The organism is Streptomyces sp. NPDC058240 (assembly GCF_042882135.1).
Taxonomy (GTDB): domain Bacteria; phylum Actinomycetota; class Actinomycetes; order Streptomycetales; family Streptomycetaceae; genus Streptomyces.
In genome coordinates this window covers 268,553-288,967 of record NZ_JBHVWT010000004.1, presented here as the reverse complement: position 1 = coordinate 288,967, position 20,415 = coordinate 268,553, and the positions used below count along the sequence as shown (strand labels likewise).

The 20,415-nt window shown below is 70.9% G+C and carries 16 protein-coding genes; 10 read left to right on the top strand and 6 right to left on the bottom strand.

Features of this window, described 5'->3' with window-relative positions; genetic code table 11:
* Positions 1 to 46: 46 nt before the first annotated feature.
* Positions 47 to 1,042, bottom strand: a complete 996-nt coding sequence (gene corA / locus ACFVX4_RS11405; RefSeq protein ID WP_389974570.1) for a magnesium/cobalt transporter CorA — start codon at positions 1,040 to 1,042, stop codon at positions 47 to 49.
* A gap of 59 nt (positions 1,043 to 1,101) precedes the next feature.
* On the opposite strand from corA, the gene ACFVX4_RS11400 reads away from it, so the two are divergent.
* The 5 genes from ACFVX4_RS11400 to ACFVX4_RS11380 all read left to right on the top strand — a co-directional run bounded on the left by ACFVX4_RS11400 (position 1,102) and on the right by ACFVX4_RS11380 (position 7,916).
* Positions 1,102 to 1,818, top strand: coding sequence for a histidine phosphatase family protein (locus ACFVX4_RS11400; RefSeq protein WP_389974567.1), 717 nt, complete (start codon positions 1,102 to 1,104; stop codon positions 1,816 to 1,818).
* Positions 1,819 to 1,924: 106 nt separating this feature from the next.
* Positions 1,925 to 2,515 carry a DUF3090 domain-containing protein gene (locus ACFVX4_RS11395; protein ID WP_072484378.1) on the top strand — a complete coding sequence of 197 codons (591 nt, stop codon included), beginning with the start codon at positions 1,925 to 1,927 and terminating at the stop codon, positions 2,513 to 2,515.
* Positions 2,479 to 3,333 (top strand): SCO1664 family protein, encoded by an 855-nt coding sequence (locus ACFVX4_RS11390; RefSeq protein WP_389974564.1) that lies wholly within the window; start codon positions 2,479 to 2,481, stop codon positions 3,331 to 3,333. Before ACFVX4_RS11395 ends, ACFVX4_RS11390 begins: the two co-directional genes overlap by 37 nt.
* A 174-nt stretch (positions 3,334 to 3,507) precedes the next feature.
* A complete protein-coding gene (gene mshC / locus ACFVX4_RS11385) occupies positions 3,508 to 4,737 on the top strand; it encodes a cysteine--1-D-myo-inosityl 2-amino-2-deoxy-alpha-D-glucopyranoside ligase (protein WP_389974561.1) in 1,230 nt (409 codons plus the stop codon).
* A 134-nt stretch (positions 4,738 to 4,871) separates the two neighbouring features.
* A complete protein-coding gene (locus ACFVX4_RS11380) occupies positions 4,872 to 7,916 on the top strand; it encodes an NPCBM/NEW2 domain-containing protein (RefSeq protein ID WP_389974558.1) in 3,045 nt (1,014 codons plus the stop codon).
* A 63-nt stretch (positions 7,917 to 7,979) separates the two neighbouring features.
* On the opposite strand, the gene ACFVX4_RS11375 is transcribed toward ACFVX4_RS11380, so the two are convergent.
* Positions 7,980 to 9,050 (bottom strand): PAC2 family protein, encoded by a 1,071-nt coding sequence (locus tag ACFVX4_RS11375; RefSeq protein WP_389974555.1) that lies wholly within the window; start codon positions 9,048 to 9,050, stop codon positions 7,980 to 7,982.
* A gap of 256 nt (positions 9,051 to 9,306) precedes the next feature.
* Between ACFVX4_RS11375 and ACFVX4_RS11370 the strand changes: the two genes are divergently transcribed.
* The 5 genes from ACFVX4_RS11370 to ACFVX4_RS11350 all read left to right on the top strand — a co-directional run bounded on the left by ACFVX4_RS11370 (position 9,307) and on the right by ACFVX4_RS11350 (position 15,157).
* The gene (locus ACFVX4_RS11370) at positions 9,307 to 10,659 is read left to right on the top strand and encodes an L-fuconate dehydratase (RefSeq protein WP_389974552.1); all 1,353 of its coding nucleotides are present in this window, start codon (positions 9,307 to 9,309) and stop codon (positions 10,657 to 10,659) included.
* On the top strand, positions 10,656 to 11,435 hold the full coding sequence (locus ACFVX4_RS11365) for an SDR family NAD(P)-dependent oxidoreductase (protein ID WP_389974549.1): 780 nt from the start codon (positions 10,656 to 10,658) through the stop codon (positions 11,433 to 11,435). The genes ACFVX4_RS11370 and ACFVX4_RS11365 overlap by 4 nt, the downstream gene beginning before the upstream one ends.
* A gap of 109 nt (positions 11,436 to 11,544) precedes the next feature.
* Entirely contained in the window at positions 11,545 to 12,585 is a 1,041-nt protein-coding gene (locus ACFVX4_RS11360) for a sugar ABC transporter substrate-binding protein (protein WP_385326478.1), read from the top strand.
* A 2-nt stretch (positions 12,586 to 12,587) separates the two neighbouring features.
* Positions 12,588 to 14,108: a sugar ABC transporter ATP-binding protein gene (locus ACFVX4_RS11355; RefSeq protein ID WP_389974547.1), complete on the top strand. Its 1,521-nt coding sequence runs from the start codon at positions 12,588 to 12,590 to the stop codon at positions 14,106 to 14,108.
* Positions 14,105 to 15,157 (top strand): ABC transporter permease, encoded by a 1,053-nt coding sequence (locus ACFVX4_RS11350; protein WP_389974544.1) that lies wholly within the window; start codon positions 14,105 to 14,107, stop codon positions 15,155 to 15,157. The genes ACFVX4_RS11355 and ACFVX4_RS11350 overlap by 4 nt, the downstream gene beginning before the upstream one ends.
* Positions 15,158 to 15,253: 96 nt before the next feature.
* Here ACFVX4_RS11350 and ACFVX4_RS11345 read toward each other — a convergent pair whose 3' ends face one another.
* The 4 genes from ACFVX4_RS11345 to glpK all read right to left on the bottom strand — a co-directional run bounded on the left by ACFVX4_RS11345 (position 15,254) and on the right by glpK (position 20,393).
* Positions 15,254 to 15,925: a FadR/GntR family transcriptional regulator gene (locus ACFVX4_RS11345; RefSeq protein WP_037700470.1), complete on the bottom strand. Its 672-nt coding sequence runs from the start codon at positions 15,923 to 15,925 to the stop codon at positions 15,254 to 15,256.
* A 130-nt stretch (positions 15,926 to 16,055) separates the two neighbouring features.
* On the bottom strand, positions 16,056 to 17,114 hold the full coding sequence (locus ACFVX4_RS11340; RefSeq protein ID WP_389974541.1) for an LLM class flavin-dependent oxidoreductase: 1,059 nt from the start codon (positions 17,112 to 17,114) through the stop codon (positions 16,056 to 16,058).
* Between the two features lie 136 nt (positions 17,115 to 17,250).
* Positions 17,251 to 18,861, bottom strand: a complete 1,611-nt coding sequence (locus ACFVX4_RS11335) for an FAD-dependent oxidoreductase (RefSeq protein ID WP_389974538.1) — start codon at positions 18,859 to 18,861, stop codon at positions 17,251 to 17,253.
* A 5-nt stretch (positions 18,862 to 18,866) separates the two neighbouring features.
* Positions 18,867 to 20,393 (bottom strand): glycerol kinase GlpK, encoded by a 1,527-nt coding sequence (glpK, locus tag ACFVX4_RS11330; RefSeq protein WP_266421599.1) that lies wholly within the window; start codon positions 20,391 to 20,393, stop codon positions 18,867 to 18,869.
* Positions 20,394 to 20,415 lie beyond the last annotated feature (22 nt).

Genomic DNA, 20,415 nt, shown 5'->3' with positions numbered 1-20,415 from the left:
AGGTCACCCGACAGGCTCTGAACCGGGCGGGGCGCCGGCCCGTCCGTCAGAGCCAGCCGCGGCGCTTGAACTGCCGGTACAGCGCGAAGACCACGACGGCCATCAGCGCGATCACCACCGGATAGGACCACAACCAGCGGAGCTCCGGCATGTGATCGAAGTTCATGCCGTAGATCCCCGCCACCATGGTCGGCACGGCGGCCATCGCCGCCCAGGCCGAGATCTTGCGCATGTCGTCGTTCTGCCGCACGCCCACCTGGGCCAGATGGGCCGAGAGGATGTCGGAGAGCAGCCGGTCCAGCCCCTCCACGTACTCGTTGGCGCGCGTCAGATGGTCGCTGACGTCGCGGAAGAACGGCTGCGAGTGTTCGTGGACGAACGGTACGTCCGCGCCCGCCAGCCGGGCCATGGGGGCGCTCAGCGGACCGGTGGCCCGGCGGAACTCCAGGATCTGCCGCTTGAAGGTGTAGATGCGGGCCGCGGTGCTCTTGGTGTCGCCGACGCCGGTCGGCGCGAACACCTCGGTCTCCAGCTCCTCCAGGTCGACCTGGAGCTCGCCCGCCACCTCGATGTAGTGGTCGACGACGGCGTCGCTGATCGCGTACAGCACCGCCGTCGGCCCGTGCTTGAGCACCTCCGGCTCGGCCTCCAGCCGGCGGCGTACCGCGGCGAGCGGCGCGCCCTCCCCGTGCCGGACCGTCACGACGAACGAATCGCCTATGAAGGCCATCAGCTCATCGGTGGTGACCGTGTCGCTGGTGGGCTCGTACACCACCGGTTTGATGACGGCGAAGAGCGAGTCGTCGTACACCTCCAGCTTGGGCCGCTGGTGCGCGCTCAGGGCGTCCTCCACCGCCAGCGGATGCAGCCCGAACTCGCTCCTGACGAGCGCGAACTCCTTCTCCGTCGGCTCGTGCAGCCCGATCCAGAGGAACGCGTCCCCGGTGGCCCGTGCCTCGTCGAGGGCGTCGGAGAAGTCGGCGGGGCCGTCGGTGCGGCGCCCGTCCCGGTAGATGGCACAGTCCACGATCACGGCGCGCATTCTTCCCTGCCGCGCTCCCCGGCGCACCTCACCCTCGTCGGCGGCCTACGCTGGCCCGTATGCCCACCCTGATCCTCGTACGCCATGGACGCTCCACCGCCAACACGGCCGGGGTGCTCGCGGGCCGCACCCCCGGTGTCGCGCTCGACGAGCGCGGTGCCGAACAGGCCGCGGCACTGCCCGGACGGCTCGCCGGGCTGCCCCTGGCCGCAGCCGTCAGCAGCCCGCTCCAGCGCTGCCGGGAGACCCTGCGGCCGCTCCTCGCCGCCCGGCCGGAGCTGGAACTGCACACCGAGGAGCGGATCAGCGAGTGCGACTACGGTGACTGGTCGGGGCGCAAACTCGCGGAGCTCGCCGACGAACCGCTGATGGGCGTCGTGCAGCAGCATCCGTCCGCCGCGGCGTTCCCCGGCGGCGAGTCGATGCGCGGCATGCAGGCGCGCGCCGTCGACGCGGTACGGGACTGGAACGACCGCGTCGAGGCCGGGCACGGCGACGACGCCGTCTACGTGATGTGCTCGCACGGCGACATCATCAAGGCCCTCGTCGCCGACGCGCTCGGCATGCATCTCGACCTCTTCCAGCGGATCCACGCCGACCCCTGTTCGGTCACCGCGATCCGCTACACCCGGCTGCGGCCCTTCCTGCTGCGGCTCGGCGACACCGGGGACCTCGCGTCGCTGGCACCGCGCGAGCACCCCGGCGGGGCCGACCCGGGCGCGCGCCCGGCGGCGGACGCGGACGCGGCTGTCGGGGGCGGCGCTGGGGCGCCGTGATCGCTTCGCGCAGTAGGGTGGACGCTCCGTAGGCGCCTTGCCCCGGGGGAACCTCCCGCGGCCCCGGCCGCCCCTCATCCACCGTCGATCTCAAGGGAGACAGGACGTGTCCCGTCAGGTGTTCCTCTACGACCCCCCGGACCGTTTCGTGGCCGGTACGGTCGGATTGCCTGGACGCCGTACGTTCTTCCTGCAGGCATCCTCAGGCGGACGTGTCACCAGCGTGGCCCTGGAGAAGACCCAGGTGGCCGCGCTCGCCGAGCGGATCGACGAACTGCTCGACGAAGTGGTGCGGCGGACCGGCGGAAACTCCCCCGTGCCCGCCGTCGCACCGATGGACGTCACCGACACCGCGCCCCTGGACGTCCCCGTCGAGGAGGAGTTCCGGGTCGGCACGATGGCGCTCGCCTGGGACGGCGAGGAACAGCGCATGATCGTCGAGGCGCAGGCGCTGGTCGAGCTGGACGTGGACTCCGACGAGGACCTCGCCGAGGCCGAGGAGCGGTTGCTCCAGGACGAGGAGAACGGTCCGCCGATGCTCCGGGTCCGGCTCAGCGGCGCGCAGGCACGGGCCTTCGCCAAGCGAGCCCTGGACGTGGTGAACGCCGGACGTCCGCCGTGCCCGCTGTGCAGCCTGCCGCTCGATCCGGAAGGACACGTATGCCCGCGCCAGAACGGATACCGTCGCGGAGCCTGACCGGCACCGACCCGGTCGCCCTGCTCGCCGAGGGGGAGCTCACCGTCCTCGGACAGATCCGCGGGGCGTCCAACGCGGTGCTGTACTGCACGGTCGCGCGCGACGGCGAGGAGGCGACCTGCGTCTACAAGCCGGTGGCCGGCGAACAGCCCCTGTGGGACTTCCCGGACGGCACGCTCGCCGGGCGCGAGGTGGCCGCGTACGAGATATCCGAGGCGACCGGATGGGGCCTCGTGCCGCCCACCGTGCTGCGGGACGGTCCGTACGGCGAGGGCATGTGCCAGCTGTGGATCGACGCGGCGCCCGAGGACGGCGAGGCCGGTGAGGCGGTCGAGCCCCCGCTGCTCGCGCTCGTCGAGGACGAGGAGCCCGGGGAGGGCTGGAAGGCCGTCGCCCGTGCCGAGGTCGGGGAGGGAAGGACGGCCCTGCTGGTCCACGCGGACGACGCGCGGCTGCGGCGGCTGGCCGTCCTCGACGCCGTGATCAACAACGGGGACCGCAAGGGCGGCCATCTGCTGCCCGCACCCGGCGGCCGGCTCTACGGCATCGACCACGGTGTGACCTTCAACGCGGACGACAAGCTGCGCACGCTGCTCTGGGGGTGGGCGGGGGAGCCGCTGACGGCGGAGGCCGTCGAGGTCGTCGAGCGGCTGGGGGCGGAACTCGCGCCGGGCACCCCGCTCGTCACCCGGCTGGGCGAGCTGATCACCGAGGTCGAGATCGAGGCGTTGCGGGGCCGTGTGGCGGGGCTGAGGGAGACGGGACGGCACCCGGAGCCGAGCGGGGAATGGCCGTCGATCCCCTGGCCGCCGGTCTGAGCCGAGCAGGGGATACGCGGTGCCCGGGGCCTGCCGGACCGGCCCCGGGGCGCGGACCGGGGTGCAGGGCTTGCGCCCCGAAGCAGATGCGGCCACGCGGCGCAAGACCGCCTCTTCGGCCAAGATCCGGCATCCGGTTCGTATCCGGAACATGCATCCGGTTACGCTCGTGGCATGCATGCCTGGCCCGCTTCTGAGGTCCCCGCCCTGCCTGGCAAGGGCCGCGACCTTCGGATCCACGACACCGCGACCGGCGGACGGATCACCCTTGACCCCGGTCCCGTCGCCCGCATCTATGTCTGCGGCATCACGCCGTACGACGCGACCCACATGGGTCATGCGGCGACCTACAACGCGTTCGACCTCGTTCAGCGCGTGTGGCTCGACACCAAGCGGCAGGTTCACTACGTCCAGAACGTGACCGACGTGGACGACCCGCTCCTGGAGCGGGCCGTGCGCGACGGTCAGGACTGGACCGAGCTCGCCGAGCGCGAGACGGCCCTGTTCCGCGAGGACATGACTGCCCTGCGCATGCTTCCGCCGAAGCACTACATCGGTGCCGTGGAGGCCATACCCGGCATCGTTCCGCTGGTGGAACGGCTCCGCGACGCCGGTGCCGCCTACGAGCTCGACGGCGATGTGTACTTCTCCGTCGAGACCGACCCGCACTTCGGCGGGGTCTCCCACCTCGACGCCGAGGCGATGCGGCTGCTCTCCGCCGAGCGCGGCGGCGACCCGGAGCGCCCCGGCAAGAAGAACCCCCTCGACCCGATGCTCTGGATGGCCGCCCGTGAGGGCGAGCCGAGCTGGGACGGCGCCTCGCTCGGCCCCGGCCGGCCCGGCTGGCACATCGAGTGCGTCGCCATCGCCCTGGACCACCTCGGCATGGGCTTCGACGTCCAGGGAGGCGGGTCCGACCTCGCCTTCCCGCACCACGAGATGGGCGCCTCGCACGCCCAGGTGCTGACCGGCGAATACCCCTTCGCCCAGGCCTATGTGCACGCCGGAATGGTCGCCCTGGACGGCGAGAAGATGTCCAAGTCCCGGGGCAATCTGGTCTTCGTCTCGAAGCTGCGCCGTGACGGCGTGGACCCGGCGGCGATCCGCCTGGCGCTGCTGTCGCACCACTACCGGTCCGACTGGGAGTGGACGGACCAGGTGCTCGCCGATGCGGTGGAGCGGCTCGCGCGGTGGCGGTCCGCCGTCTCCCGGCCCGACGGACTGCCCGCCGAGGCCCTGGTCGAGGAGGTCCGCGAGGCCCTCGCCGACGATCTGGACGCGCCAGCCGCGCTGGCCGCCGTGGACCGCTGGGCCGAGCGCCAGAACGCGGACGGCGGCACGGACGAGGGCGCACCCGGCCTCGTCTCGCGCACCGTCGACGCGCTGCTGGGTGTCGCCCTGTAACACTGCGCAGGGTGACAACCCGCCGATTTCCACCGGACGTTCGGAACGAACCGGCCTTGGACTTCTCGACGAAGTTCAGGGCCGGTTCCGTTTTGTCCATGGTCAAGTGCTCGGTGTTGCGCTAAAAGCGCTCTATGCAATCATCAACGCGCATCAGAGCGGCGGCAGTTGCAGCCTTGTTCGGGCTGCTCGCCGTCCTCACGGGCCCCGGCGCGGCCCAGGCCGGCGCTGCCGAACCGGACACCACGGTCGGCGACCTCACCGGATTCTCCGCCGACGGATCCGTCTACCACCTGAAGGCCGGCACCGCCGAGGCGCGGGTCAGTTTCGTCTCCGCCGAGACCTTCCGTATCGAACTCGCCCCGGACGGCACGTTCTCGGATCCGGCCGGCGACGACATCGTCCTGCCGCAGGGCACCCCGCCGCACACCCGGTGGAAGGAGCGGAGCGACCGCTACGAACTCTCCACCGCCGACGTCACCCTGCGCGCCTACAAATCGCCCCTGCGTTTCGCCCTGTACCGGGCCGACGGAAGCCAGGTCTGGTCCGAGGCCAAGGGGCTGAGCTGGAACGGCGAGAAGACCACCCAGACCCTGGCCCGCGGCGCGGGCGAGCAGTTCTACGGCGCCGGCATGCAGAACGGCCGGGGCAACACCTCGCACCGCGACAAGACCGTCGAGGTCGGCGTCGACTACAACTGGGACGACGGCGGCCACCCCAACTCGGTGCCGTTCTACCTCTCCTCGGCCGGCTACGGCGTCTTCCGCAACACCTACGCGCCGAACACCTATGCCTTCACCGACCCGGTGACCACCAGCGCCGAGGAGGGGCGCTTCGACGCCTACTACTTCGCGGGCGACAGCGCCAAGGACGTCATCGGGCAGTACACGAAGCTCACCGGCAAGCCCTTCCTGCCGCCCGTGTACGGAATGGAGATCGGCGACGCCGACTGCTACCTCCACAACGCCAACCGCGGTGAACGCCACACCCTGGACTCGCTGAAGGTCGCCGACGGCTACCTGGAGCACGACATGCCGAACGGCTGGATGCTCGTCAACGACGGCTACGGCTGCGGCCACGAGGACCTCGCCGAGACGGCCAAGGGCCTCCAGGACCGCGACATGCAGCTCGGTCTGTGGACCCAGGACGGCATCGACAAGATCGCCGACCAGGTCAAGGCCGGTCAGCGGGTCGCCAAGCTGGACGTCGCCTGGATCGGCGCCGGCTACAAGTTCGCCCTGGACGGCTGCAAGGACGCGTACAAGGGCATCGAGGACAACAGCGACGCCCGCGGCTTCACCTACGCCCCCGAGAGCTGGTCGGGCGCGCAGCGCTGCGGCGTGCAGTGGTCCGGCGACCAGTACGGCACCTGGGACTACATCCGCTGGCAGATCCCGACCTACGCGGGCGCCACGATGTCCGGCCTCGCCTACACCACGGGCGACGTCGACGGCATCTTCGGCGGCAGCGCCAAGACCTACACCCGTGACCTCCAGTGGAAGATGTTCCTGGGGACCACGATGACGATGGACGGCTGGGCGGCCAGCGACAAGCAGCCCTACCGGTACGGAGAGCCGTACACCACCATCAACCGCGACTACCTCAAGCTCAAGGAGTCGCTGCTGCCCTACCAGTACTCCTACGCGCACGAGGCGACCAAGACCGGCGTCGGCATGGTCCGCCCGCTCGCCCTCGAATACCCGGACGACCCGAAGGCGGCGACGGACGCCGCGAAGTACGAGTTCATGTCCGGCGAGGACTTCCTCGTCGCACCGGTCTACCAGGACAGCACCGAGCGCGACGGCATCTATCTGCCGAAGGGCACCTGGACCGACTACTGGAGCGGGCGGACGTACGAGGGTCCGGTCACCCTCGACGACTACAGCGCCCCGCTCGACACCCTGCCCCTGTTCGTCAAGGGCGGTGCCAGTGTGCCGATGTGGCCCGGCATCCGCTCGTACAAGGACCGCACCGCCGGCTCCCCGCTCGCCTGGGACGTCTACCCGCAGGGCAGGTCGTCCTTCACGCTGTACGAGGACGACGGCGTCACCCGGCAGCACCGCGACGGCAAGTACGCCACCCAGCGGGCCGACGTGGACGCACCGGTCCGGGGCGCGGGCGACGTGACCGTGCGGATCGGCGCGAGCGTGGGGAAGTTCACGGGCAAGCAGAGCGAGCGCCCGTACGAGTTCACCGTGCACACCGGCTCCGCCCCGAGCGCGGTCGAGCTCGGCGGGAAGCTGCCCCGGCTGGGCTCCGCCGCCGCGTTCAAGGCCGCGAAGCAGGGCTGGTGGTACGACCGGGACGACCGCGGCGGTGTCGTGAAGATCAAGACCGCGCCGCTGTCCACCGGCAAGAAGTTCTCCGTGAAGCTGAAGGACACCAGTGCGGTCGGCGGCCGGCACGCCGCGGCGGGCGCCGTGGTCTCCGTGCCGTCCGGGCAGGAGGTCGGCGCCGGGGCCGCGGGCACCGTCGCCGTCGATGTCACCGCGGGCAGGGCCGATGTGACCGGCGCCGAGGTCGGCCTGGACGTCCCCGAGGGCTGGCAGGTCGCACGGACCGCGAAGGTGGACCGGATCCCGGCGGGCACCACCCGTCGGGTCGAGGTGTCCGTCACCCCCGCGAAGGACGCCGCGGCGGGCGAGGCACGGATCACCGCACTCGTCCGCTACCGGTCGGCCGGTGAGTCCCGGACCACCACGCAGCGGTTCGCGGCCGGAGTCATGCCACCGCCGCCCACCGGCGAGGCCTGGGCGAGCGATCTGGTGTGGCTGAAGTCCGCCAACGGCTACGGACCGGCCGAACGGGACCGCAGCAACGGCGAGTCGGGCGCGACCGACGGGCACCCGCTGACCCTCGCCGGGAAGACGTACGAGAAGGGGATCGGCACCCATGCCGACTCCGACATCGAGGTCTATCTCGGCGGGCGCTGCACCGCGTTCACCGCCGACGCGGGGATCGACGACGAGATCAACGGCTACGGCGAGGTGGCCTTCTCCGTCGAGGCGGACGGCAAGGTGCTGTGGACCTCCCCGAAGGTGACCGGGGCTTCGGCGACCGTGCCGGTCGACGTGAAGCTCGACGGTGCGCGTCATGTGCACCTGAAGGTCATGGACACCAACGGTTCCAGGACCGGTGACCACGGGGACTGGGCCGCGGCCCGGTTCAGCTGTTCCTGAATGTCCCGGACAGCACGGGAGAGCCGGGCGGTGACGTACCCGCCCGGCGCTCCACCGGTCCCGTCAGTCCTCCGGCGAATCCTGCGGGCCGTCGCCGTCACCGCTGTCGCCGCCCTCCCGGTCGGCCGGTGGCTGCCGGCCGGGTCCGCCCGTGGGCGGCGCGCCGGGCCCGGTGTCGCCGCCGGTCTCGGGACGGGCCGGCCTGGGCGGACGGGTCCGGCCGCTGGAGGTGTCGCGCAGATACGAGGCATCGCCGCTCTCCGTCGCGTGCCCGCCCGGCGCCTGGCCCGGACCGACGTCCCTGCGGCGCAGATAGCGCTCGAACTCCCGGGCGATGGCCTCGCCGCTCGCCTCGGGAAGCTCGGCGGTGTCCCGGGCCTCCTCCAGCGTCTGCACGTACTCGGCCACCTCGCTGTCCTCGGCGGCCAGTTGGTCGACGCCGAGCTGCCAGGCGCGCGCGTCCTCGGGCAGTTCGCCCAGCGGGATGCGCAGACCGATCAGGTCCTCCAGGCGGTTCAGCAGCGCGAGCGTGGCCTTCGGGTTGGGCGGCTGCGACACATAGTGCGGCACCGCCGCCCACAGACTCACCGCGGGCACGCCCGCGTGCGTGCAGGCCTCCTGGAGGATGCCGACGATGCCCGTCGGCCCCTCGTACCTGGTCTCCTCCAGGTCCATGGTCCGTGCCAGATCCGGATCGGAGGTGACTCCGCTGACCGGCACCGGGCGGGTGTGCGGGGTGTCGCCGAGCAGGGCGCCCAGGACCACCACCATCTCCACACCCAGCTCATGGGCGAAGCCCAGGATCTCGTTGCAGAACGAGCGCCAGCGCATGGATGGTTCGATACCGCGGACCAGGACGAGATCGCGGGGCTTGTCCCCGCCGACGCGGACCACGGAGAGTCTGGTGGTCGGCCAGGTGATCTTGCGCACCCCACCGTCCAGCCACACCGTCGGCCGGTTGACCTGGAAGTCGTAGTAGTCCTCGGCGTCCAGCGCCGCGAACACCTCGCCCTTCCACTCCCGGTCCAGGTGCGCGACCGCCGTGGAGGCGGCGTCCCCTGCGTCGTTCCATCCCTCGAACGCGGCCACCATGACCGGGTCGATCAGCTCGGGAACCCCCTCGAGCTCGATCACCCAGGCCTCCTTCCGAAGTTCCCTTGTGTACCCATCAACCTTACGGCTTCCAGCCACTCGTGCCGCAGCCTCCGTACACAGCCGGGTGAACCTGGGCCACGAGGGTGCACCACCGGTCGAATCAAGGCATCGAACTCCGGATACATCCGAGCTGTGTCCGGTCAATTTCGATCAATCCCTGGACGTTGGCGCCCTGGTGGCGCTATACATCGGATGACCGGAACAGAGGTCCGATGTTATTCCCCTGGGGGCGCACATGAGTCAGACCGTCACGGATTTCGAGGTCCACGACATCCGTTTCCCGACCTCGGAACAACTGGACGGCTCGGACGCCATGAACCCCGATCCCGACTACTCGGCTGCCTACGTCGTACTGCGTACCGATGTCCCCGACCGCACGGACGGCCCGGACAGCGGCAGCGGCGGCGTCGAGGGACATGGCTTCTGTTTCACCATCGGGCGCGGCAACGAGGTGATGGCCGCCGCCATCGACGCGCTGCGCCCCTACCTGGTGGGGCGTCCGGCGCCCCGCACCGCGGCCGACCTCGCCGCACTGCACCGTGAGCTCACCCATGACTCGCAACTGCGCTGGCTCGGCCCGGAGAAGGGCGTGATGCACATGGCGGCCGGCGCGGTCGTCAACGCCGCCTGGGACCTGGCGGCCAAGCTGGCGGGCAGACCCGTCTGGGAGTTCCTCGCCGGGATGACGCCCGAGGAACTCGTCTCCCTCGTCGACTTCCGCTACCTCAGCGACGCCCTCACCCCCGACGAGGCCCTGGCGATCCTGCGGGCCGCCGAACCGGGCCGGGCCGAGCGCGCCGAACGGCTGCGCGCCGAGGGGTACCCGGCGTACACCACCTCGCCCGGCTGGCTGGGCTACAGCGACGACAAGCTGGTCAGGCTGGCGAAGGAGGCCGTCGCCGACGGCTTCACCCAGATCAAGCTGAAGGTCGGCGGCAGCCTCCGCGACGACGTCCGCAGGCTCGCCCTGGCCCGCGACGCGGTCGGGCCCGACATCCGGATCGCCGTCGACGCCAACCAGCGCTGGGACGTCTCGGACGCGGTCGAGTGGATGACCGCGCTCGCGCCGTACGACCCGCACTGGATCGAGGAGCCGACCAGCCCCGACGACATCCTCGGCCACGCCGCCGTCCGGGCCGGCCAGCCGGTCAAGGTCGCCACCGGTGAACACGTCGCCAACCGTGTCGTGTTCAAGCAGCTGCTCCAGGCCGGAGCCGTCGACTTCGTCCAGATCGACGCGGCACGTGTCGCGGGCGTCAACGAGAACCTGGCGATCCTGCTGCTTGCCGCGAAGTACGGCGTGCCGGTCTGCCCGCACGCGGGCGGGGTAGGACTCTGCGAGCTGGTGCAGCACCTCTCCATGTTCGACTACGTGGCGGTCTCCGGCAGTTGGGACAACCGCGTGATCGAGTACGTCGACCATCTCCACGAGCACTTCGCCGATCCCACCGTGATCGAGTCCGGCCGCTACACCGCGCCGAGCTCCCCGGGCTTCTCCGCCCGGATGCTCCCCGAGTCGATCGCCGCACACCGCTACCCGCAGGGCGCCGTATGGCAGGCCCGCCGCACCGAGGAGGCCCACCGATGACCACGACGAGCGACTTCGAGGGAATGGGCGCCCTGGTCACGGGCGGCGCCTCAGGCATCGGGGCAGCCGTCGCGACCATGCTGCTGGCACGCGGCGCGCGGGTGGCCGTACTGGACCGGGAGACCGCCGGCGCCCCCGCGGGCGCCCTCGCCGTCAAGGCGGACGTCACCGACGACGACGCCGTGCGCGAGGCGGTCGACCGCGCCGCCGCCGAACTGGGCAGGCTGCACACCGTCGTGTCCAACGCGGGCATCGGCTCCATCGGCACGGTCGAGGACAACGCCGACGACGAGTGGACCCGGGTCCTGGACATCAACGTCCTCGGCATGGTCCGCACCGCCCGGCACGCCCTGCCCCATCTGCGGCGTGCCGCAGCCGCCCGCCCCGGCGCCGTGTCGATCACCCAGACCTGCTCCATCGCGGCGACCGCCGGGCTGCCGCAGCGCGCCCTGTACAGCGCGAGCAAGGGAGCGGTCCTCTCGCTGACCCTGGCGATGGCCGCCGACCACGTCCGTGAGGGCATCCGGGTCAACTGCGTCAACCCCGGCACCGCGGACACCCCGTGGATCGGCCGGCTCCTCGGCCAGGCCGACGACCCGGCCGCCGAGCGGGCCGCGCTCAACGCCCGCCAGCCGCTGGGACGCCTGGTGTCGGCCGACGAGGTGGCCGCCGCGATCGTCTACCTCGCGAGCCCCGCCGCCGCCTCGGTCACCGGTACGGCCCTGGCCGTCGACGGCGGCATGCAGGGGGTGCGCCTGCGCCCCGCCGAGAGCTGACGAGAGGCCCCGGGTCCGAGCCGCGTCACCGGGCCGCACCCCCGCGCACCATGCACCTCCGCTTTGCCGACAGAGCTCCGAGCCGGTACTCACAAAGGACGGGACACCAATGAGAGTGCGTACGACGAGTGCGGCGGCCTGCGCCGTACTGCTGGCCGTCACTGCCCTCGCGGGCTGCAACCGCGAGTCCACCGCCGACGGCGCGGGCGGCGGGAAGGTCGGGATCGACCTGCCGCGCAGCGACAGCGACTTCTGGAACTCGTACCAGAACTACGTGGAGAAGGGCGTCAAGGCGGGCGAGGTCGAGGCGCTGCCGCTGACCAACTCGCAGAACGACATCGGCAAGCTGGTCGCCAACGTCCAGACCTTCACCGACCAGGGCGCCAAGGCCGTCGTGATGGCACCGCAGGACACCGGCGCGATCACCGAGTCGCTCAACACGCTGAACGAGAAGAAGATCCCGGTCGTCAGCGTCGACACCCGCCCCGACAAGGGCAACATCTACATGGTGGTGCGCGCCGACAACAAGGCGTACGGGGCCAACGCCTGCAAGTACCTCGGCGAGCAGCTCAAGGGCAAGGGCAAGGTCGTCGAGTTCCAGGGCGACCTCTCCTCGATCAACGGCCGTGACCGGTCCGAGGCGTTCAAGGCCTGCATGGACAAGGACTTCCCCGGCATCAAGGTCTTCGAGCTGGCCACCGACTGGAAGGGCGACGTCGCCTCCGCCAAGCTCCAGGCCACCCTGGCCGCCAACCCCGACATCAACGGCATCTACATGCAGGCCGGCGGCGTCTTCTTGCAGCCCACCCTCGCCCTCCTGGAGCAGAAGAAGCTGCTGAAGCCGGCCGGTACGCCGGGGCACATCACGATCATCTCCAACGACGGCATCCCGGAGGAGTTCGACGCGATCAAGGCCGGGAAGATCGACGCGACGATCTCCCAGCCCGCCGACCTGTACGCGAAGTACGCGCTGTACTACGCCAAGGCAGCCCTGGACGGCAAGACCTTCAAGGAAGGCCCCACCGACCACGACTCGAACATCATCAAGATCCCGAACGGCTTCGAGGACCAGCTGCCCGCGCCGCTGGTGACCAAGGACAACGTCGACGACCCGAAGCTGTGGGCCAACCAGCTGGAGAAGAAGAGCTAGCCATGGACCAGGCACCACCTGCCGTACAGGCGGAAGGCGTTGTCAAACGCTTCGGGCCCACCGTGGCGCTCGACGGGGTCCGGCTCACCGTGCAGCCGGGGGAGTCCCACGCCCTGGTCGGGCGCAACGGCGCGGGCAAGTCGACGCTGGTCAGCGTCCTGACCGGGCTCCACAAGGCGGACGCGGGCACGGTCACCTTCGGTGGGGAGCCCGCGCCCGCCTTCGGCGACACCACGGCCTGGCAGTCCAAGGTCGCCTGCGTCTACCAGAAGTCCATGGTCGTCCCGGACCTCACCGTCGCGGAGAACCTCTTCCTCAACCGCTTCGACGACAACTCCCGCTGGATCGGCTGGGGCAGGCTCCGCAGGCGTGCGCAGCGGCTGCTGGCCGACTACGGCGTCCAGGTCGACCCCAGCACCCGGGCGCGCGATCTCGCCGTCGAGCAGCGGCAGTTCGTCGAGATCGCCAGGGCGCTGTCCTTCGGCGCCCGGCTGATCATCCTGGACGAACCGACCGCCCAGCTCGACGCCCGGGGCATCGGGCGGCTCTTCGACAAGCTGCGGGAACTGCAGAGCCAGGGAGTGGCGTTCCTCTTCATCTCCCACCATCTGCAGGAGGTGTACGAGCTGTGCACGGCGGTCACCGTCTACCGCGACGCCCGCCATGTGCTGACCGCCCCGGTCGCCGACATCGCCAAGGCGGAGCTGGTGGCGGCGATGACCGGCGAGCAGTCCGCCGGTGCCACCGCCTGGCACGCGGGCGGCGACGGTGCCGCGGCACGGGACGAGTCGGCCGCCCCCGTGCTGCGTACCGAAGGACTCACCGTCCAGGGCCAGTTCGAACCACTGGACCTGGAGGTCCGCCCCGGTGAGGTGCTCGGCCTCGCCGGCTCCGCGGCCAGCGGCAACACGGCCCTGGGCGAGACCCTGGCCGGCATGCGGAAGGCGGGCGGCGGCACGGTCCGCGTGCACGGCAGGGCCGTGCGCTCCGGCAGTGTGCCGCACGCGCTGGACGCAGGGATCGGCTACATCCCCGAGGACCGGCACGACCAGGGCCTCGTCCTGGAACGCAGCGTCGCCGAGAACGCCACGCTCACGGTCACCGACCAGCTCGGCCCGTGGGGGACCGTACTGCCCTCCCGTACCCGGGAGTTCGCGCGCTCGATGATCGCCTCGCTGGACATCAAGACGCAGGGGCCCGAGCAGCCCGTCTCCGGACTCTCCGGCGGCAACCAGCAGAAGGTGGTGGTCGCCCGCGCACTGGCCCGCGAGCCGAGCGTGCTGGTGGCGGTCCGGCCCACCGCGGGCGTGGACGTCAAGTCCAAGGACTCGCTGCTCGGAGTCGTGCGACGGGTCGCCGACGAGGGGAACGCCGCAGTGATCATCTCGGACGAGCTGGACGATCTGCGGGTCTGCGACCGGGTGCTCGCCCTGTTCCACGGCCGCGTGGTCGCGACATTCGCAAGCGGGTGGAACGACGGGGAGCTCGTCGCCGCCATGGAAGGTGTGGGGGAGAGGGAATGACCGGCACGGTACGGCCCCTGGCGGCCGACGGCATCGACGGCGGGCCGAAGGGCTCCTCGACCGGCGAACGGCCGCTGGACCGGCTGAAGCTGATCAGATGGAGCGACTTCTCCCTGGTACCGGTGATCCTGGTGCTGATGGTGATCGGGTTCATCGTCTCGCCGGTGTTCCTGACCTCCGAGAACCTGATCAGCGTCGTCCAGCAGTCCTCCGAGCTCAGTCTGCTGGTGCTGGGCCAGGCACTGATCCTGATCTGCGGACGGATGGACCTGTCCCTGGAGTCGACGATCGGCATCGCGCCGGTCGTCGCGATGTGGCTGGTCCTGCCCGCCGAGGGCGGCCGCTTCGCGGGCCTGGGTCTGCTGCCCACCTGGTCGGCGATCCCGCTCTGTCTGCTGGTGGGCCTGGCGATCGGCGCGGTCAACGGCTTCCTGATGCTGAAACTGAGGGTCAACGGCTTCATCGCCACGCTCGGCATGCTCACCATGCTGCGCGGCCTCCACATCGGGATCACCGAGGGCAAGTCCATCACCGACGTCCCGGAGTCCTTCCGCTACCTCGGCAAGAGCGAGTGGCTCGGCGCACCGGCCGCCGTCTGGATCTGCCTGGCCCTGTTCGCCGTCGGCGGCGCCGCGCTGGCCTGGCTGCGCCACGGACGTTCGCTGTACGCCATCGGCGGCAACCCGGAAGCGGCGCGCGCCGCGGGCATCCGGGTGGACCGGGTCACCTGGATCGTGCTGGCCATCGGCGGGCTGCTGGCGGCCTTCGCGGGCATCCTCTACACCGGCCACTACGGATCGGTCGCGGCGACCCAGGGCAACGGCTGGATCTTCCAGGTGTTCGCCGCCGCGGTCATCGGAGGCATCAGCCTCAAGGGCGGCCGGGGCACCCTGTTCGGCGCGTTGACCGGTGTGCTGACGCTCCAGCTGGTGGTCAATGTGATGACCCTCGGCGGTGTCCCGGCGCTGTGGAACCAGTTCCTCAACGGCGCGATCATCATCGTCGCCCTGGTCATCTCCCGCTTCGCGAGCGGCGAGAAGCAGGACTGAGGCCCGCTTCCCGGACGCCGGACGGGGCGGATCCAGCCCGTCCGGCGTTCGAGGACCGGGGGTCCGGGGCGGAGCCCCGGGTCCGCCCGGGCCGTGCTACAGCGTCGACCGCAACCACTGCTCCACGCTCGCCACATGCACCGTCGCCCAGGCCCGCGCGGCCTCCGCGTCCCGGTCCCGCAGCGCCGACACGATGGCCCGGTGCTCATGGAGCGTGCGGCTGACCGCGTCCTCCTGCGTCAGCCCGCGCCAGACCCGCGCCCGGGTCGTCGGCCCCGACAGCCCGTCGAGCAGCGAACAGAGCACCGAGTTCCCGGACGACTGCACGATGCCGCGGTGGAACTCCAGATCGCAGGCGACCAGTTCCTCCACCGAGGGCTGCGCCCCCAGCGCGTCCAACTGCGAGCTGAGCACGTCCAGTTGGGCCTCGCTGATCCGGGTGGCGGCCATCGCCGTCGCGGCGGGCTCCAGGATCCTGCGGACCGCGAGGAACTCCAGCACCGTGTCGTCGCGGTGGAAGTCCACCACGAAGCTGAGCGCCTCCAGGAGCAGCTGCGGATCGAGGCTGGTCACATACGTGCCGTCGCCCTGGCGGACATCGAGGATGCGGATCAGCGAAAGGGCCCGCACCGCCTCGCGGAGCGAGTTGCGGGAGAGCCCGAGCTCCGCCGCGAGTTCGCTCTCCTTGGGGAGCCGGTCGCCGGGGCGCAGAGCACCCGAGACGATCATTCCCTTGATCTTCTCGATCGCCTCGTCGGTGACAGCCATGACGGTCCTCCTGGATCCGGACTGGAATCAGACATCCGATGTATCCCTTCATTATGCGGGTCGGAGGAGTCGGATGAACCAGGTCTGCCGCAGGTCGCCCCGGGTGCGGGCTGCCGGACGCCCGTCGGGGTCAGTCCCAGAGCGCGGACGGTGCCTCGCGCCGCACCACCGGAGCGATCTCCTCCGCGAACCGCTGGAGGGTCTCGGCCTGCTCGTCCCGGCCCAGCCCGAAACCGTCCACGCCGACCGACTGGAGGTCGTGCCCGTACACCTCGTGCCACCCGAGGATCTTGTCGATGATCTGCTGCGGGCTGCCGATCAGCTGGGGCCCGTCCGCGATGGCCTCCTCGATCGTCCGGAACGGTGTGTTGTAGCCGGCCCTTCCCTCCAGATGCGGCCGGAAGGACTGGGCCACCTTCGCCTCGTACAGCTCCTTGTAGCGCTCCACGGCCTGCTGCGAACTGTCGGCGACCAGCAGCCCGCCCGACCCCGCGGCCACATGCGCGCGGGACGGATCGTGGCCGTACGCCTCGAAGCGCTCCCGGTAGTGGTCGATCAGCCGGGCGTACGCCGCACGGGGCTGGATGGCGTTGGCGGTGAACAGCGGATCGCCGTGGCGCGCCGCCAGTTCGGGGGAGTCGAGACCGGTCGCCGAGCCGTGCCAGACGCGCGGCGGCCCCGCGTACGGGCGCGGCAGGGTCGTGGTGTTCTTCAGCGCGGGCCGGAACTCGCCCTCCCAGTCGACGCCCTCCTCGCGCCAGAGCCGCCGCAGCAGCTCGTACTTCTCCCGCTGGAGGTCCCACTGCCGCTCCTCGTCGAGCCCGAAGAGGTCGAAGTGACCGGCCTCCGCGCCCTTGCCGACGACGAGCTCGATCCGGCCCCGGGAGATCTGGTCGAGCGTCGCGAAGTCCTCGGCCACCCGCACGGGATCGAGAATCGCGACGACCGTGACACCGGTCAGCAGCCGGATGGTGGAGGTACGGGCCGCCAGCGCGCCGAGCACCACGCTCGGGCTGGACGAGAGGAAGGGACCGGCATGCCGTTCGCCGATCGCGTACGCGTCGAAACCCAGCCGTTCCGCGACGACGCCGGTCCCGATCACTTCCTCGAACCGCTCGGCGGGGGAGGGGAGTCGGTGGTCGAGCGGGTGCGGGGCGTGGCCGATGAGGGAGAGCACGGAGAACTTCATGGCTCAACTGTCCCCGCGCCGTATTGCACCCGTATGGCGGCCGTATGGCGCGTTCGCCGGTCCCTGCGGTGTCCCCGGCATGCGCCGAGGGGCGGCTCCCCCGCGGGAGCCGCCCCTCGCCGTGCCTCGGGACGGGTCAGCCCCGGTCGCCGAGCATGGACTCGACGCCGGCCCGGATCTCGTCCGTCGCCAGGCCCCGGATCGTCAGCGTCGTCCGGCGGCGCAGCACATCGTCCGCCGTCTCGGCCCACTCGTGGTCACGGGCGTAGGCGACCTGCGCCCAGATCTCCGGCGCGTCCGGGTGGATGCGCTCGGCCAGCGCCGGGTTCTCGTTCGCCATCCGCGCGATGTCGAAGGAGAGCGAGCCGTAGTGCGTGGCGAGGTGCCGGGCGGTGTCGGCCGCCATCCGCGGGCCGGGCGTGCCGCCGTCGACCATCAGCCGGTGCGCCACCGCGTTCGGGTTGGCGATGCCGGGCAGCGGGAGCTTCTTCGGCAGGTGCGCGATCGGCTCCATGTCCTCGGCGAGCGGGTGCCCGGGGAGTGCGGCCAGCTTGTTCATCACCGTACGGCCGATGTGGCGGAACGTCGTCCACTTGCCGCCCGCGACCGACAGCATCCCGCCGCGGCCCTCCGTCACGACCGTCTCGCGCTTGGCCTTGGACGTGTCACCGGGGCCGCCGGGCAGCACCCGCAGACCGGCGAAGGAGTAGGTGATCAGATCGCGCGACAGCTGCTGGTCCCGGATGGAGAACGCCGCCTCGTCGAGGATCTGCGCGGTGTCCTTCTCGTTGACCGCGACGTCCGCGGGATCGCCCTCGTACTCCTCGTCCGTCGTGCCGAGGAGCAGCATGTCCTCCCACGGCAGGGCGAAGGTGATGCGGTACTTGTCGATCGGGGTGGCCAGCGCGGCCTTCCACGGGCGGGTGCGCTTCAGCACGAGGTGTGCGCCCTTGGACAGGCGTATGGAGGGCGCCGCGTCCGGGTTCTCCATCCTGCGCAGGTGGTCGACCCACGGTCCGGTGGCGTTCAGCACGAGCCTCGCGTTGACGCCGAACTCCGTGCCGTCCGTGCGGTCCTCCAGGTCGGCGCCTGTCACCCGTCCCTTGGTGAACCTCAGCCCGGTCACCGCCGCGTGGTTGAGGACGACCGCACCCGCCTCGACGGCCGCGCGGACGGTCATCAGCGCCATCCGGGCATCGTTCATCTGGTCGTCGCCGTAGACCGCGACGGCCTTCAGGTTGTCCGTGCGCAGCTCGGGCACGTCGCGCTGCGCCTTCGCCGGGCTGATGACATGCCCGACCCCGTCACCGAACGCGGAGAGCGCCGAGTACGCGAACACACCCGCGCCGAGCTTGGCCGCGCCGTGCGGCCCGCCCTTGTAGACCGGCAGGTAGAAGGTGAGCGGATTGGCGAGGTGCGGGGCGACCTGCCGGGACACCGCGCGCCGCTCGAAGTGGTTCTCCGCCACCAGCTTCACCGCGCCGGTCTGCAGGTAGCGCAGACCGCCGTGGAGCAGCTTGGACGAGGCGGAGGAAGTGGCGCCGGCGAAGTCGCCGGCGTCCACCAGGGCCACCCGCAGCCCGGACTGCGCGGCGTGCCAGGCGGTGGAGATGCCCAGGATGCCGCCACCGATCACCAGGAGGTCGTACGCCGCCTTGGACAGCTGCTCCCTGGTCTCGGCACGGCTCGGGAGGGAGCCGGAGGCCGGGTGGGTCCCGAGGGCCGGGACGCTCTGCAGGGTGGTCATGTCGATTACTCCTCGTCTTCGATCCAGCCCATGGTCCGTTCCACGGCCTTGAGCCAGCTCTTGTACTCGCGGTCGCGGGTGTCCGCGTCCATGCGGGGGGTCCACTCGGCGGCCCGGCGCCAGTTGGCGCGCAGCGCGTCGGTGTCCGGCCAGAAGCCGACGGCGAGACCGGCGGCGTAGGCGGCGCCGAGGCAGGTCGTCTCGGCGACCATCGGCCGCACCACGGGTGCGTCCAGGAAGTCGGCGAGCGTCTGCATCAGCAGGTTGTTGGAGGTCATGCCGCCGTCGACCTTGAGGGCGGTCAGCTCGACCCCCGAGTCCTTGGTCATGGCGTCGGTGATCTCGCGGGTCTGCCAGGCGGTGGCCTCCAGGACGGCACGGGCGATGTGCGCCTTGGTGACGTACCTGGTCAGGCCGGCGATGACGCCGCGGGCGTCGGAGCGCCAGTACGGGGCGAACAGGCCCGAGAACGCGGGCACGAAGTACGCTCCGCCGTTGTCCTCGACCGACGAGGCCAGGGTCTCGATCTCGGCCGCGGACTTGATCAGGCCCATCTGGTCGCGCATCCACTGCACCAGCGAACCGGTGACGGCGATGGAGCCCTCCAGGGCGTAGACCGGCTTCTGGTCGCCGATCCGGTACCCCACGGTCGTCAGCAGTCCGTTGTACGAGTTGACGGGCGTCTCACCGGTGTTCATCAGCATGAAGGTGCCGGTGCCGTACGTGGACTTGGCCTCGCCCTCGGAGAAGCAGGTCTGGCCGAAGAGGGCCGCCTGCTGGTCACCGAGCGCGGACGCCACGGGGACCCCGTCGAGCACGCCGCCCTTGGCGTTCCCGTACACCTCGGCGGAGGAGCGGATCTCGGGGAGCACCGCGGCCGGGATCTCCATCGACTGGAGGATCCGCTCGTCCCACTGCATCTCGTGCAGGTTCATCAGGAGCGTGCGCGAGGCGTTGGTGACGTCGGTGACGTGGACGCCGCCGTCGGTGCCGCCGGTCAGGTTCCAGATGACCCAGGAGTCCATGGTGCCGAAGAGGATGTCGCCGCGCTCGGCGCGCTCGCGCAGCCCCTCGACGTTGTCGAGCAGCCAGCGGACCTTGGGGCCGGCGAAGTACGAGGCGAGCGGCAGACCGGTCTCGCGGCGGAAGCGGTCCTGGCCGACGTTGCGGCCGAGCTCCTTGCAGAGCGCGTCCGTCCGGGTGTCCTGCCAGACGAGGGCGTTGTGGACCGGCTCACCGGTGTTCTTGTCCCAGAGGAGCGTGGTCTCGCGCTGGTTGGTGATGCCGATCGCCTTCACGTCGGCGGCGGTGATGCCCGCCTTGACGATGGCGCCGGCCACGACCTCCTGGACGTTCTCCCAGATCTCGGTCGCGTTGTGCTCGACCCAGCCCGGCTTCGGGAAGATCTGTTCGTGCTCCTTCTGGTCGACGGAGACGATCCGGCCGTCCTTGTCGAAGACGATGCAGCGGCTGGAGGTGGTGCCCTGGTCGATGGCCGCGATGAACGGGCCGGTGGTGTGTGCGTCGGTCACGGTGTGCTCCCGGAAGTCTGTG

Excerpts from the sequence above, each read along its gene's own strand:
- corA (WP_389974570.1), bottom strand. The coding sequence starts at position 1,042 with ATGCGCGCCGTGATCGTGGACTGTGCCATCTACCGGGACGGGCGCCGC.
- ACFVX4_RS11400 (WP_389974567.1), top strand. The coding sequence starts at position 1,102 with ATGCCCACCCTGATCCTCGTACGCCATGGACGCTCCACCGCCAACACG.
- ACFVX4_RS11390 (WP_389974564.1), top strand. The coding sequence starts at position 2,479 with ATGCCCGCGCCAGAACGGATACCGTCGCGGAGCCTGACCGGCACCGAC.
- mshC (WP_389974561.1), top strand. The coding sequence starts at position 3,508 with ATGCATGCCTGGCCCGCTTCTGAGGTCCCCGCCCTGCCTGGCAAGGGC.
- ACFVX4_RS11380 (WP_389974558.1), top strand. The coding sequence starts at position 4,872 with ATGCAATCATCAACGCGCATCAGAGCGGCGGCAGTTGCAGCCTTGTTC.
- ACFVX4_RS11370 (WP_389974552.1), top strand. The coding sequence starts at position 9,307 with ATGAGTCAGACCGTCACGGATTTCGAGGTCCACGACATCCGTTTCCCG.
- ACFVX4_RS11365 (WP_389974549.1), top strand. The coding sequence starts at position 10,656 with ATGACCACGACGAGCGACTTCGAGGGAATGGGCGCCCTGGTCACGGGC.
- ACFVX4_RS11360 (WP_385326478.1), top strand. The coding sequence starts at position 11,545 with ATGAGAGTGCGTACGACGAGTGCGGCGGCCTGCGCCGTACTGCTGGCC.
- ACFVX4_RS11355 (WP_389974547.1), top strand. The coding sequence starts at position 12,588 with ATGGACCAGGCACCACCTGCCGTACAGGCGGAAGGCGTTGTCAAACGC.
- ACFVX4_RS11350 (WP_389974544.1), top strand. The coding sequence starts at position 14,105 with ATGACCGGCACGGTACGGCCCCTGGCGGCCGACGGCATCGACGGCGGG.
- ACFVX4_RS11345 (WP_037700470.1), bottom strand. The coding sequence starts at position 15,925 with ATGGCTGTCACCGACGAGGCGATCGAGAAGATCAAGGGAATGATCGTC.
- ACFVX4_RS11340 (WP_389974541.1), bottom strand. The coding sequence starts at position 17,114 with ATGAAGTTCTCCGTGCTCTCCCTCATCGGCCACGCCCCGCACCCGCTC.
- ACFVX4_RS11335 (WP_389974538.1), bottom strand. The coding sequence starts at position 18,861 with ATGACCACCCTGCAGAGCGTCCCGGCCCTCGGGACCCACCCGGCCTCC.